Here is a 12,333-nt window from a genome sequence, read left to right on the forward strand (position 1 = left end):
GCCGGCGGTTCAAAATGTACCGATTACGCAAACTCAAAATCAAAACATCAAATCCAAACCTGGCTGACGCTCCGGGAGGCGTCGCTTTTCCTACATCGCCCCGGCGTCGTCCTCGAAACCGTCGTCGCTGCTTTCGGAGCCGCCGTTCTCAAGGAATTTCTCGGCGATCAATCCGGCATTCTGCCTCAGCGCCAATTCGATCTCGCGCGCCGTGTCGGGATTGTCGCGCAGGAACAGTTTTGCGTTTTCGCGGCCCTGGCCGAGACGCTGCGAATTATAGGAGAACCAGGCGCCCGACTTTTCGACCACGCCAGCCTTGACGCCGAGATCGACCAGCTCGCCGGTCTTGGAGACGCCCTCGCCATACATGATGTCGAACTCGACCACCTTGAAGGGCGGCGCCAGCTTGTTCTTGACGACCTTGACGCGGGTCTGGTTGCCGACGACCTCGTCGCGATCCTTGACCGAGCCGATGCGGCGGATGTCGAGGCGGACCGAGGCATAGAATTTCAGCGCGTTGCCGCCGGTCGTCGTCTCGGGCGAACCAAACATCACGCCGATCTTCATGCGGATCTGGTTGATGAAGATGACCATGGTGTTGGAGCGCGAGATCGAGGCGGTGAGCTTGCGCAGTGCCTGGCTCATCAGGCGGGCCTGCAGGCCGGGCAGCGAATCGCCCATCTCGCCTTCGATTTCGGCCCGCGGCGTCAGCGCCGCCACCGAATCGACCACCAGCACGTCGATGGCGCCGGAGCGCACCAGCGTGTCGCAGATCTCCAGCGCCTGTTCGCCGGTATCGGGCTGCGAGATCAGCAGGTTTTCGAGATCGACGCCGAGCTTGCGGGCATAGACCGGATCGAGCGCATGCTCGGCATCGACAAAGGCGCAGATGCCGCCCTTCTTCTGGGCTTCGGCCACCGTGTGCAGCGCCAGCGTCGTCTTGCCCGAGCTTTCCGGTCCGTAGATCTCGACGATGCGGCCGCGCGGCAGGCCGCCGACGCCAAGCGCGATGTCCAACCCAAGCGAGCCGGTCGGCACCGTTTCGATCTCGACGACCTGCTCGTTCGCGCCGAGCCGCATGATCGAACCCTTGCCGAAGGCACGCTCGATTTGCGACAGCGCCGCATCCAGAGCCTTTGATTTGTCCACCGCTTTGTCCTCTACAAGCCGCAAAGAATTCTGAGCCATGATACATCACCCCGTGGTCGTCAATGGAGGCCGGACAATCCCGCAATCCTTAAAAGAATGTACCTCGTTTGTTCTCATTTGTCAATGAGCCCCAAGGGTTTGAAAAATAACGGATATCCATATTTGTTCTATTTTTGTTTCACAATTTTGCTTCCGGACGTATCCCGCCTCGCATGCGGCGCCGTTGCCGTCACCATCCGAATCGCACCCGCGATTGCAGGGTTCCGCCCGGCGACCTAGTCTCCTCCCGGGCAACAGCAAAGGGCATTTTGCCGGCATGATGAAATCCCCGACGATCCTGGCCGTGGGTGGCGCCTATATCGAGCGGCGCGGCCGGGTTGCCGGCGCCTTCGTGCCGGCCGCTTCCAACCCCGGCACGATGCGCGAGCATGTCGGCGGCGCCGCCTTCAACGCCTTGCGCTGTGCGGTGCGGCGCGGCGTCTCGGCCTCGCTGCTTTCGGTGCGCGGCGGCGATGCCCTGGGCGACACGGTTTTACGCGCCGTCACCGACGCCGGCATTGCCGATTTGTCGGCGGTGTTCCTCGACCGCGCGACGCCAAGCCATACGATGCTGGTCGATAGCGACGGCGGGCTGATCGCCGGCCTTGCCGACATGGTGCTCTACGAGCTGGCGCTTCCCAAGCAGATCCGCCGCGCCAAGGTGCGAGACGCGATCGGTTCGGCCGACGGGGTGCTGTGCGACGCCAACCTGCCGTCTTCCGCAGTGGCGCGGCTGGCGGCACTCGCCGCCGGCAAGCCGGTGTTTGCGCTTGCCGTCTCGCCCAGCAAAGCGGCGCGGCTGACGCCGGTGCTTGATCTTCTGGCACTCGCCTTCATGAACCGGCACGAGGCTGGCGTGCTCGCCGGCGTCGACATCGATGCTGACGACCAAGGCATCGTCGACGGCCTGAGACGCGCGGGCCTGAAAAGCGGCGTGATCACCGCTGGCGACGGACCGGTGCTCGGTTTCGACAAATTGGGCGCGTTCTCGATCCTGCCACCGCCGCTCCAAAAGCGGACCGATGCTGCCGGCGCCGGCGACGCATTGGCCGGCGCGACGATCGCCGCCCTGCTGCGCGGCCTGACGCTGCGCGCGGCACTGTGCGAAGGCGTTGCCGCAGCTATGCTCACCGTCGAGAGCGCCGCCTTCACCAGCGCCGGCTTTGCCGAGGCGCTGGCGCTCGTGCCCAGGCGCGGGACCTGGCGTGAAATGCGGCCCAGAATTGCCGAAGCATGACGCAGCCTATTTGCCGGCGCGCCGTCCTGCCTCGTAGGCGCGGCGCGCCCAGATCGCCATCTCGTCGGGGTCGTCGAAAGCGCTGTCGGGAACGCTCCAATAGGGCATCGACACCAGCTTTCCGTGGCGCGAGCCGGTATAGGTCCATTGCCGGCAGCCGGCCGCTTCGAAATCCGGGGCGCTTTCGGCGTCGGCCTTCAGCATCAATTCGCCACGGATGACAATGGCGACGATGACGCCATCGAAATAGATGCCCTTGCCGCCGAACAGCTTGCGGATGCTGACCGGGCCGAGCACTTCGAAAAGCTCTTCTATGCGCTCGTTGTCCATGGCGCGATCATGTCACCGGGATTTCCCCTTGTCATCGCCGCTACCGGCACCATCCTGACAAGTTCAGAATCAGTTTCATCGGAGTTTTTCATGCCGCTTCTGCTCAAAGGGTCCTGCCGGTGCAATGCCGTGCGTTTCGAGGTGGAAAGCCACACGCCGGTGCCGTTCATGCTGTGCTACTGCTCGATCTGCCGCAAGCAGCAGGGCGGCGGCGGTTTCGCCATCAATCTCGGCGCCGATTACGAGACGCTGAAAATCGAGGGCAAGCGCCATCTCGGCGTCTACCGGGCCGAGATCGAGGACGACGAGCACCCGCAACGCGAGATCTCGACGGGCGAACGGAACTTCTGCACGAAATGCGGGACGGCACTCTGGCTCTACGATCCAACCTGGCCGGAGCTGGTGCATCCGTTTGCCTCGGCAATCGACACAAACCTGCCGAAGCCGCCGGAGAAGGTGCATCTGATGCTGAAATACAAGGCGAACTGGGTCGAGCCCGATATCGGCAAGGGCGACAAGGTCTTCGATGTCTACCCGGAAGAGTCGATCGCCGACTGGCACAAACGAACCGGGATGTGGGTGGATTAGCGTTTCTTCTCCCCGTTCGCTATCGCGTATGGGCAAGCGCCCCCTAACCGGGATTGCCACCCCATTTGCTACGGCAAATGGGGGGAAATCCGACCTCTCCCCGAGGGGAGAGGAAGTCGCCAGCGCTGGCGCCAGCCTCTTCTCCCCATCGGGGAGAAGGTGGCCCGAAGGGCCGGATGAGGGGGACTCCCCGTATGCGATTGCCGCCGGGAACGGCGAAGGAAAAGCCTTAGGCCGAAGCGCGCGCCTCGGCCAGTGCCTTCAGATCGGCGGGCTTCAATTCGACCGATTCGCCGCAGCCGCAGGCCGAGCTCTGGTTCGGGTTGCGGAAGGTGAAGCCGGTGCGCAGCGTCGTCTGCTCGAAATCCATCTCGGTGCCGAACAGGAAAAGCGCTGCCTCAGGCGCGACATAGACGTGGGCGCCGTCGCGCTCGATATGATCGTCCTTGGTGTTGGGCTCGGTCACCAGGTCGACCGTATATTCCATGCCGGCGCAGCCGCCCTTCTTGATGCCGAGGCGAATGCCATGCGCATTCTCACGGGTCGCGACGATCTCGCGCACCCGGTCGGCAGCCTTTTCGGTCATCGTGATGACGGCAAAGCGTCCCATTCTTTCCTTCTCCATTGCGCGCAGGTTCAAGGTCTGCCGAATGATTCCTCACCTAAAATGGTGAAGTTTTGTACCCGGCGCAAGTGCGCCAGCCTTTGGCTGGTCGGATGCTAGTACCACCCCACCGCTACCTGTGCCTCTTCCGACATGCGGTCGGGCGACCAAGGCGGGTCGAAGGTCATGTTGACCTCGACGCCGGAAACGCCTTCGACGGCGCCGACGGCGTTTTCGACCCAGCCCGGCATTTCACCGGCCACCGGGCAGCCCGGCGCGGTCAGCGTCATGTCGATCTTGACCGAGCGGTCGTCCTCGATGTCGATCTTGTAGACGAGGCCGAGCTCGTAGATGTCGGCCGGGATTTCGGGGTCATAGACCGTCTTCAGCGCCGAGACGATGTCGTCTGTCAGCCGCGCCAATTCGTCGGCGGGGATTGTCGATCCGGAAACCGCCGCATTGGTCGTCGTTTCCGAATTGGTCTCGGCGGTGTGGCTGGCATCATCCATGGTCGTCACCCGAAGAACTTTCGCGCCTTTTCCAGCGCATCGGCCAAAGCATCGACTTCGGCCCTGGTATTGTACATGCCGAACGACGCCCTGCATGTGGATGTTACGCCGAAGCGTTTCAACAGCGGCTGGGCACAATGCGTGCCGGCGCGCACCGCCACGCCCTGCCGGTCGATGACCATCGACACATCATGCGCGTGGATGCCCTGCAGCTCGAACGAGATGATGGCGCCCTTGCCAGGCGCATCGCCGAAGATGCGCAGCGAGTTGATGGCGCGCAGTTTTTCATGCGCATAGTCCTTCAGATCGGCCTCATGGGCGGCGATGCGCTCGCGTCCGATCTTTTCCATGTATTCCAGCGCCGCACCCAGCCCGATCGCCTGGACGATCGGCGGCGTGCCGGCCTCGAAACGGTGCGGCGGGTCGTTGTAGGTGACGATGTCTTGCGTCACCTCCTCGATCATTTCGCCGCCGCCGATGAACGGGCGCATCCGCTCCAGAATATCCTTCTTGCCGTAGAGCACGCCGATGCCCGACGGGCCATAGACCTTGTGGCCGGTGAAGACGAAGAAATCGCAGTCGAGATCCTGCACGTCGATCGGCATATGCACGGCGCTCTGGCTGCCGTCGACCAGCACCGGAATGCCGCGGGCGTGCGCAATGCGCACGATCTCCTTGATCGGCGTGACCGTGCCCAGCGCATTTGACATATGGGTAATGGCAACCAGCTTGGTGCGGTCGGTCAGCCGTTTTTCGAATTCCTCGATGTGGAAGACGCCGAGATCGTCGACCGGCACCCAAACCAGTTTTGCGCCCTGCCGCTCGCGGATGAAATGCCACGGCACGATGTTGGAGTGGTGCTCCATGATCGACAGCACGATCTCGTCGCCTTCGCCGATATTGGGCATGCCGAAGCCATAGGCGACGGTGTTGATCGCCGCCGTGGTGTTCGAGGTGAAGACGATGTTGTCGGTGCTCGGCGCGTTGAGAAATCTCTGTACTATCTTGCGCGCGTTCTCATAGGCGTCGGTCGCGGCGTTCGACAGGAAATGCAGGCCGCGATGGACGTTGGCGTATTCCTGGGAATAGGCGTGCTGGATGGCGTCGAGCACAGCCTGCGGCTTCTGCGCCGAGGCGCCATTGTCGAGATAGACCAGCGGTTTGCCGTAGACTTGCCGCGACAGGATCGGGAAGTCGCGGCGGATCGCCTCGACGTCGTAGGGAATGTTTTCGACTTTCTGGTCCATCACAAGCTCTCTCGAGGCATCGCCTCATTCCGTCCAGCACCCCTCGGCCAATTCTACCCGTGCGTCAAAAACCAATCGTCGAGCCGTCGTTCCAGCGCCTCGACGATGGCCTCGTCGTCCAGTTCCTCGATCACTTCGGCGACGAAGGCCTTGACCAGCAGGCCGCGCGCGGTCTTCTCGTCGATGCCGCGCGCCATCAGGTAGAACAGATGGCTGTGGTCGATCTCGGTGACGGTCGCGCCATGGCCGCAAACGACGTCGTCGGCGAAGATTTCAAGCTCCGGCTTGGTCGAAAACTCACCGTCGTCCGACAACAGCAGCGTGTTGCAGGCCATCTTGGCGTTGGTCTTCTGCGCATATTGGTGGACGTTGATACGACCCTGGAAGACGCCGCGCGCCTTGCCGGTCACCACGTTGCGGATGACTTCGGTCGAGGCGGTGTGCGGCACGGCATGGTCGAGCACCATGGTGACGTCGGTATGGGTGTCGCCGGCCAAAAGATTGATGCCGCGCAGCGTGAAGTCGGCGCCCTCGCCGGTCGTCCTCACGACGACCTCCTGGCGCACCAGCTTGCCGCCGGCATTCATGACGAACAGCGTCAGTTTCGAATTCTTGCCGAGATGCGCCTTGAACTGGGCGAGATGTGTTGCCGTATCCGGCTGCTCCTGCACGATGAGCCATGTCACTTCGGCGCCCTCGCCAAGCACAAGCTGGCTGACCGAGCTGACCAGCGCCGCCCCCTCGCCCGCCTGGCGCTCGACGATGACAGCCTTGGCGCCGGCACCGACGCGGACGGCCAGGCGTACATGCGTCTGTCCACCGGCCTGCAAATTCTGCAGCTCAAGCGGCTTTTCCAGTTCGGCACCGTCGGCGATGTCGACGAAATAGCCGTCGGCGACAAAGGCGGTGTTCAGCGCGCCGATCGCGTCATCGGTGCCATAGGGATCCAACCCCGGCGCGATGCTGCCGTCGGTCAGCTTCTCCGACAGGCGCTGTACGGCGACGCCTTCGATATCGGGCAGTTTCGCGCTCGAAACCCCGTTCAGGACCGGCAAAACCGAGGAGTCTTCGACGATCGGCGCAATGGCTTTCGCGACCGCTGCCGGATCGAAGTCCGGCACCGAGGTCAGCAGCCGGCGCAGGTCCGTATAATGCCAGGATTCGATGCGCCGCGTCGGCAGGCCGCCCTTGATCGCCTCGATGGCGTCGTCGCGCTTCAGCATCACCGCGCCGTCGCCGGGCAGCAGCGACAGCCGCTCGCCAAAGGCGTCGATCAGCGCCGTTTCGGCCAATGTTCGCTGGGGTGTCGTGTGCATGTTCATCAGTATCGCCTTGTTTGGCTTGCCTTCCGGGCCTGCTGGCATCTCACGCGGCTTGCCCGATCACGCCGGCATAGCCATTGGCCTCGAGGTCGAGCGCCAGCGACTTGTCGCCCGACTTGATCACCTGGCCTCTGTAGAGCACGTGCACCGTATCCGGCACGATGTATTGGAGCAGGCGCTGGTAGTGGGTGATGACAACGATGGCCCGGTCCGGCGAGCGCAGCGTGTTGACGCCGTCCGCGACGATCTTCAGCGCATCGATGTCGAGGCCGGAATCGGTCTCGTCGAGGACGCACAGTTTCGGCTCGAGCAGCTTCATCTGCAGGATCTCGGCGCGCTTCTTCTCGCCGCCGGAAAAACCGACATTGAGCGGCCGCTTCAGCATCGCCATATCCATGTTGAGCGAGGCGGCCGCTTCCTTCACGCGCTTGAGGAATTCCGGGATCTTCAGCGGTTCCTCGCCGCGCGCCTTGCGCTGCTCGTTCATCGCCACTTTCAGGAATTCCATGGTCGCCACGCCCGGTATCTCCATTGGATACTGGAAGGCGAGGAAGATGCCGGCGGTTGCGCGCTCGGCCGGATCCATTTCGAGGATCGACTGGCCGTTGTAGAGGATGTCGCCTTCGGTGACCTCATAGTCCTCGCGGCCGGCGAGGATGTAGGACAGCGTTGACTTTCCCGAGCCGTTGGGACCCATGATAGCGGCAACCTCGCCGGCCCTGACCGTCAGGTTCAGGCCGCGGATGATCTCGGTGCCGTCATCGACGATGCGGGCGTGCAGGTTTTTTATCTCAAGCATTTTTTCTTTTTCCTGAAAATTCTTATCCGGTCAGCCGACCGAGCCCTCGAGGCTGATGCCGATCAGCTTCTGCGCCTCGACCGCGAATTCCATCGGCAGCTGCTGGATGACGTCCTTGACGAAGCCGTTGACGATCAGCGCGATCGCCTCTTCTTCCGGGATGCCGCGCTGCATGACGTAGAACTTCTGGTCGTCGGAAATCTTCGAGGTGGTCGCCTCATGCTCGAACTGCGCCGTCGAATTCTTGGCTTCCATGTAGGGCACGGTGTGCGCGCCGCACTGGTCGCCGATCAGCAGGGAATCGCAATTGGTGAAGTTGCGGGCGTTGGTCGCCTTGCGGTGGGCCGAGACCTGGCCGCGATAGGTGTTCTGCGAAAAGCCGGCGGCAATGCCCTTGGAGATGATGCGGCTGGACGTGTTCTTGCCGAGATGGATCATCTTGGTGCCGCTGTCGACCTGCTGATAGCCGTTGGAGACCGCGATCGAATAGAACTCGCCGCTGGAATCGTCGCCGCGCAGGATGCAGCTCGGATATTTCCAGGTGATGGCGGAGCCGGTCTCGACCTGCGTCCACGAAATCTTCGAGCGATGGCCGCGGCAGTCGCCGCGCTTGGTGACGAAATTGTAGATGCCGCCCTTGCCCTCGGCGTCGCCGGGATACCAGTTCTGCACCGTCGAATATTTGATCTCGGCATCGTCGAGTGCGATCAGCTCGACCACAGCGGCGTGAAGCTGGTTCTCGTCGCGCTGCGGCGCTGTGCAGCCTTCGAGATAGGAGACGTAAGCCCCCTCCTCGGCGATGATCAGCGTGCGCTCGAACTGGCCGGTGTTCTTCTCGTTCATGCGGAAATAGGTCGACAGTTCCATCGGGCAGCGCACGCCCTTGGGGACGAAGACGAAGGAGCCGTCGGTGAACACCGCCGAATTCAACGTTGCGTAGAAATTGTCGGAGGTCGGCACGACCGAGCCGAGATATTTCTTCACCAGCTCCGGATGCTCGCGGATCGCTTCCGAGATCGAGCAGAAGATGACGCCGGCCTGCGCCAGCTCCTTCTTGAAGGTGGTGACGACGGAGACCGAATCGAACACCGCGTCGACAGCGACACGGCCCGACTTGTAGACATTGTCGCTGGCTTCTTCGAGCTCCGAGGCATCGGTCTTCTGCACGCCGGCGAGGATCTCCTGTTCCCTGAGCGGAATGCCGAGCTTCTCGTAGACCTTCAGCAGTTCGGGATCGACGTCGCTGAGCGAGGTCGGTCCGGGCGTGCTCTTGGGCGCCGCGTAATAGTAGAGGTCCTGAAAATCGATCTTGGGATAGTGGACGCGCGCCCATTTCGGCTCGTCCAGCGTCAGCCAGCGGCGATAGGCTTCCAGGCGCCATTCCAGCATCCAGGACGGCTCGTCCTTCTTCGCCGAAATGAAGCGGATAATGTCTTCGCTCAGGCCCTTGGGGGCCTTGTCCATCGCGATTTCGGTCTGGAATCCGTATTTATACTGGTCGACATCGATCTTTCGAACTCGATCGATCGTCTCCTGCACAGCAGGCATCAGCGTTCTCCATCCACGCCGGGGTCAAGGCCCGGCAGTTTTCAAACTATGGCACCGCAAGCGAGCACCCCTGGGCACCCGAAGTGGCGTAAGTTTCATATAGTGCGTTCATGCCGGAAATTCACCCGGCCAAATGCGAACGCACGGCTCTACCAGGCCGTAAGGCCCAAATGTCACGTTGCCGCGCTCAGGCGGCCTTTTCCCTGTTTGCCCGCCGCGCGACGATCGTCGCCAGCGCCGAACGGAACAGCTCGATGTCTTCAGCGCCGGTCGCGTGACCGATCGACACGCGCAACGCGCCAAGGCTGTCGCCATAACCCATGGCCTTCAGCACGTGACTAGGCCCGACCTTGCCCGATGAACAGGCCGATCCGGCCGACAGCGCCACACCGGCCAAGTCGAAGGCGATCTGCGCCGTCTCGGCCTTGATGCCGGCAATAGCGAAGAATGTGGTGTTGGCAAGCCTTGGCGCGCCGGTCCCGAAGAATTCGGCATCCGGAACCAGCGTTTTCACGATCGCCTCGATTTCGTCGCGACGTTGCCGCACCGCATCGATCGTTTGCAAGCCGGCAAGCGCCTCACGCGCCGCCGCGCCAAACCCGGCAATCGCCGCCAGGTTTTCGGTGCCGCCGCGATGGCCCTTTTCCTGGCCGCCGCCGCTGACCAGCGGCTTCGGCATCATCAAGTCCGACGCCGCGACAATGGCGCCGACGCCCTTGGGGCCGCCGATCTTGTGCGAGGAGAGAATCAGATAATCGGCGTAACCCGTTGACATATCGACCGGAATGCGGCCGGCCGCCTGCACGGCATCGACCACCAGGATGCCACCCGCCGCCTTGACGATTTCAGCAATGCGGCCAACTGGCTGGATCACGCCGGTCTCGTTGTTGGCGGCGTGGATGGCTACCAGCGGCAAGCCGTCGGCCTTGTCATGCGCACCGAGCGCTGCCGCCAAGGCGTCGAACCTGACGATGCCATCGGCGTCGACGCCGATCCGCGTCAGCTGCGCGGCCGGGAAGCGCCCGCCATTCAGCAGGCAAGGATGATCGGCCTCGGACACGTAAAGCCGGCTCATGCGGATGGCGCCGCGCCCCATATGCCAGTCCGGCGTCAGCAGCGTCGAGGCCGCTTCCGTAGCGCCGGAGGTGAACACGACATGCTCTGTTTTGGCGCTGACCAGTCGTGCCAGGTCGCGCCTAGCATCCTCGATCAGCCGCCGTGCAGCGCGGCCCTCGGCATGGACCGAGGACGGGTTGGCGGCGACGTCGAGCGCAGCGACCACGGCCGCGCGCGCCGAGGCAAGCAGCGGCGCGCTGGCGTTGTAGTCGAGATATGCGCGTGCTCCGGCCATTTCCGTCCAACTGGTCCCTTCAAAAGCCGTTTCGCGAAGATAGCGCGTTATTTCCTTGAAATTGCAAGGCAAGACGTCCTATTTACGCGGCTTGCGGCGCGGGTGGCCGAGCCACAGTTTTTGGCCGCCCAGTTTTGAACAATTCTAAACTAGCTTCTAGAAAGACGCTCGCCCTGCGTCAAGGCCAGAGGAAAAGTTGTTCCGGGCGCCGCGCAATTTATGCCAAGTGGAGTATTTCATGCCTGAGGTCATTTTCACCGGTCCGGCCGGCCGCCTGGAGGGTCGTTATCAGCCCTCGAAGGAAAAGAGCGCGCCGATTGCCATCGTCCTGCACCCGCACCCCCAGTTCGGCGGCACGATGAACAACAAGATCGTCTACGACCTCTTCTACATGTTCCAGAAGCGCAATTTCACCACGCTGCGCTTCAATTTTCGCGGTATCGGCCGCAGTCAGGGCGAATTCGACCACGGCACCGGCGAGTTGTCTGACGCCGCCGCGGCGCTCGACTGGGTGCAGTCGCTGCATCCAGATTCCAAGAGCTGCTGGGTCGCCGGCTATTCGTTCGGCTCGTGGATCGGCATGCAGCTCTTGATGCGCCGGCCCGAGATCGAAGGCTTCATCTCGATCGCGCCGCAGCCCAATACCTATGATTTCTCGTTCCTGGCGCCATGCCCGTCGTCCGGCCTGATCATCCATGGCGACGCCGACAAGGTCGCGCCGCCCAAGGACGTACAGGGCCTGGTCGACAAACTGCACACGCAAAAGGGCATCACCATCACCCAGAAGACCTTGCCCGGCGCCAACCATTTCTTTGCCAACCATGCCGAGCTTCTGATCGAGGAATGCGCGGACTATCTCGATCGCCGGCTGGCCGGGGAACTGTCCGACCCACGGCCGAAGCGGCTGAGATAATCGGGAACGACGATGTACCAGCCGCCTCATTTCCAGGAAACCCGGCAGGATGTCCTGCACGGGCTAATCCGGGCGCATCCGCTTGGCCTGCTGGTCTCGAATGGCGCCGAGGGGCCGGTCGCCAACGCGATTCCCTTCCTGCTCGACGCCCCCTCCCTGCTCAACGAGGAAGTGCCGCCGAACGGCAGGCTACGCGCCCATCTAGCCAGGGCCAATCCGCAATGGCGGCTTTTGGCCGACAATCCCCTGTCGCCCGTGCTGGTCGTCTTCCAGGGCGCGGACGCCTATGTGACGCCGTCCTGGTACGAGACCAAGCGCGAAACCGGCAAGGTGGTACCGACCTGGAACTACGCCATCGTCCAGGTGCGCGGCATCGTTACGGTGGTCGAGGACCAGGATTGGCTGGCTGAGCAGATTTCCGATCTGACAATGTCGCAGGAGGGCGATCGCGCGACGCCGTGGGCGGTGACCGACGCGCCAGCACCCTTCATCCAGTCGCAGATCAAGGGCATTGTCGGCCTGGAAATCGCGATCACCGAAATCAACGGCAAATGGAAAGTCAGCCAGAACCGGCCGGCCGCCGACCGCATCGGTGTCGCCGAGGGGCTCGAGAGCGAAGCTGCCAGTTCGGCCGACATGGTCCGGCTGGTAAGATCCTACGGCGGGCTGGACAGCAAGTAATCTGGATTGCTTGCTC

Annotated in this window: 13 protein-coding genes; 4 read left to right on the forward strand and 9 right to left on the reverse strand. The window is 62.7% G+C overall.

The genetic code is table 11. The features are described from left to right. Positions 1–90: 90 nt before the first annotated feature. Positions 91–1,188: a recombinase RecA gene (gene recA / locus NKH63_RS08710; protein WP_023717366.1), complete on the reverse strand. Its 1,098-nt coding sequence runs from the start codon at positions 1,186–1,188 to the stop codon at positions 91–93. A 277-nt stretch (positions 1,189–1,465) separates the two neighbouring features. Between recA and NKH63_RS08715 the strand changes: the two genes are divergently transcribed. Further along, positions 1,466–2,425, forward strand: a complete 960-nt coding sequence (locus tag NKH63_RS08715) for a PfkB family carbohydrate kinase (RefSeq protein ID WP_352481175.1) — start codon at positions 1,466–1,468, stop codon at positions 2,423–2,425. Positions 2,426–2,431: 6 nt separating this feature from the next. Here NKH63_RS08715 and NKH63_RS08720 read toward each other — a convergent pair whose 3' ends face one another. Continuing rightward, a complete protein-coding gene (locus NKH63_RS08720) occupies positions 2,432–2,755 on the reverse strand; it encodes a TfoX/Sxy family protein (protein ID WP_352481176.1) in 324 nt (107 codons plus the stop codon). Between the two features lie 90 nt (positions 2,756–2,845). Here NKH63_RS08720 and NKH63_RS08725 point away from each other — a divergent pair, with 90 nt between their 5' ends. Beyond that, positions 2,846–3,343 (forward strand): GFA family protein, encoded by a 498-nt coding sequence (locus NKH63_RS08725; protein ID WP_023717363.1) that lies wholly within the window; start codon positions 2,846–2,848, stop codon positions 3,341–3,343. Positions 3,344–3,572: 229 nt separating this feature from the next. On the opposite strand, the gene sufA is transcribed toward NKH63_RS08725, so the two are convergent. The 7 genes from sufA to NKH63_RS08760 all read right to left on the reverse strand — a co-directional run bounded on the left by sufA (position 3,573) and on the right by NKH63_RS08760 (position 10,723). Beyond that, positions 3,573–3,953, reverse strand: coding sequence for a Fe-S cluster assembly scaffold SufA (gene sufA / locus NKH63_RS08730; RefSeq protein WP_006206001.1), 381 nt, complete (start codon positions 3,951–3,953; stop codon positions 3,573–3,575). Positions 3,954–4,063: 110 nt separating this feature from the next. Continuing rightward, the gene (locus NKH63_RS08735; protein ID WP_023717362.1) at positions 4,064–4,456 is read right to left on the reverse strand and encodes an SUF system Fe-S cluster assembly protein; all 393 of its coding nucleotides are present in this window, start codon (positions 4,454–4,456) and stop codon (positions 4,064–4,066) included. 5 nt (positions 4,457–4,461) lie between these two features. After that, positions 4,462–5,703, reverse strand: a complete 1,242-nt coding sequence (locus tag NKH63_RS08740) for a cysteine desulfurase (protein WP_352481177.1) — start codon at positions 5,701–5,703, stop codon at positions 4,462–4,464. 53 nt (positions 5,704–5,756) lie between these two features. Next, complete coding sequence (sufD, locus tag NKH63_RS08745; protein WP_352481178.1) at positions 5,757–7,025, reverse strand: Fe-S cluster assembly protein SufD; 1,269 nt, start codon at positions 7,023–7,025, stop codon at positions 5,757–5,759. A 43-nt stretch (positions 7,026–7,068) separates the two neighbouring features. Then, a complete protein-coding gene (sufC, locus tag NKH63_RS08750) occupies positions 7,069–7,824 on the reverse strand; it encodes a Fe-S cluster assembly ATPase SufC (protein WP_352481179.1) in 756 nt (251 codons plus the stop codon). 30 nt (positions 7,825–7,854) lie between these two features. Further along, entirely contained in the window at positions 7,855–9,372 is a 1,518-nt protein-coding gene (gene sufB, locus NKH63_RS08755) for a Fe-S cluster assembly protein SufB (RefSeq protein ID WP_023717358.1), read from the reverse strand. Positions 9,373–9,559: 187 nt separating this feature from the next. Continuing rightward, positions 9,560–10,723 (reverse strand): cysteine desulfurase family protein, encoded by a 1,164-nt coding sequence (locus NKH63_RS08760; RefSeq protein ID WP_352917826.1) that lies wholly within the window; start codon positions 10,721–10,723, stop codon positions 9,560–9,562. 238 nt (positions 10,724–10,961) lie between these two features. On the opposite strand from NKH63_RS08760, the gene NKH63_RS08765 reads away from it, so the two are divergent. Both NKH63_RS08765 and NKH63_RS08770 read left to right on the forward strand, forming a co-directional pair. Then, positions 10,962–11,636, forward strand: coding sequence for an alpha/beta hydrolase (locus NKH63_RS08765; protein WP_023717356.1), 675 nt, complete (start codon positions 10,962–10,964; stop codon positions 11,634–11,636). Positions 11,637–11,648: 12 nt separating this feature from the next. Continuing rightward, positions 11,649–12,317, forward strand: a complete 669-nt coding sequence (locus tag NKH63_RS08770; RefSeq protein ID WP_352481181.1) for an FMN-binding negative transcriptional regulator — start codon at positions 11,649–11,651, stop codon at positions 12,315–12,317. Positions 12,318–12,333 lie beyond the last annotated feature (16 nt).

The organism is Mesorhizobium sp. M0960 (assembly GCF_040319055.1).
Classification (GTDB): Bacteria; Pseudomonadota; Alphaproteobacteria; order Rhizobiales; family Rhizobiaceae; genus Mesorhizobium.

Bases quoted from the DNA above. Each gene is read 5' to 3' on its own strand.
- recA (WP_023717366.1), bottom strand. From the start codon at position 1,188: ATGGCTCAGAATTCTTTGCGGCTTGTAGAGGACAAAGCGGTGGACAAA.
- NKH63_RS08715 (WP_352481175.1), top strand. From the start codon at position 1,466: ATGATGAAATCCCCGACGATCCTGGCCGTGGGTGGCGCCTATATCGAG.
- NKH63_RS08720 (WP_352481176.1), bottom strand. From the start codon at position 2,755: ATGGACAACGAGCGCATAGAAGAGCTTTTCGAAGTGCTCGGCCCGGTC.
- NKH63_RS08725 (WP_023717363.1), top strand. From the start codon at position 2,846: ATGCCGCTTCTGCTCAAAGGGTCCTGCCGGTGCAATGCCGTGCGTTTC.
- sufA (WP_006206001.1), bottom strand. From the start codon at position 3,953: ATGGGACGCTTTGCCGTCATCACGATGACCGAAAAGGCTGCCGACCGG.
- NKH63_RS08735 (WP_023717362.1), bottom strand. From the start codon at position 4,456: ATGGATGATGCCAGCCACACCGCCGAGACCAATTCGGAAACGACGACC.
- NKH63_RS08740 (WP_352481177.1), bottom strand. From the start codon at position 5,703: ATGGACCAGAAAGTCGAAAACATTCCCTACGACGTCGAGGCGATCCGC.
- sufD (WP_352481178.1), bottom strand. From the start codon at position 7,025: ATGAACATGCACACGACACCCCAGCGAACATTGGCCGAAACGGCGCTG.
- sufC (WP_352481179.1), bottom strand. From the start codon at position 7,824: ATGCTTGAGATAAAAAACCTGCACGCCCGCATCGTCGATGACGGCACC.
- sufB (WP_023717358.1), bottom strand. From the start codon at position 9,372: ATGCCTGCTGTGCAGGAGACGATCGATCGAGTTCGAAAGATCGATGTC.
- NKH63_RS08760 (WP_352917826.1), bottom strand. From the start codon at position 10,723: ATGGCCGGAGCACGCGCATATCTCGACTACAACGCCAGCGCGCCGCTG.
- NKH63_RS08765 (WP_023717356.1), top strand. From the start codon at position 10,962: ATGCCTGAGGTCATTTTCACCGGTCCGGCCGGCCGCCTGGAGGGTCGT.
- NKH63_RS08770 (WP_352481181.1), top strand. From the start codon at position 11,649: ATGTACCAGCCGCCTCATTTCCAGGAAACCCGGCAGGATGTCCTGCAC.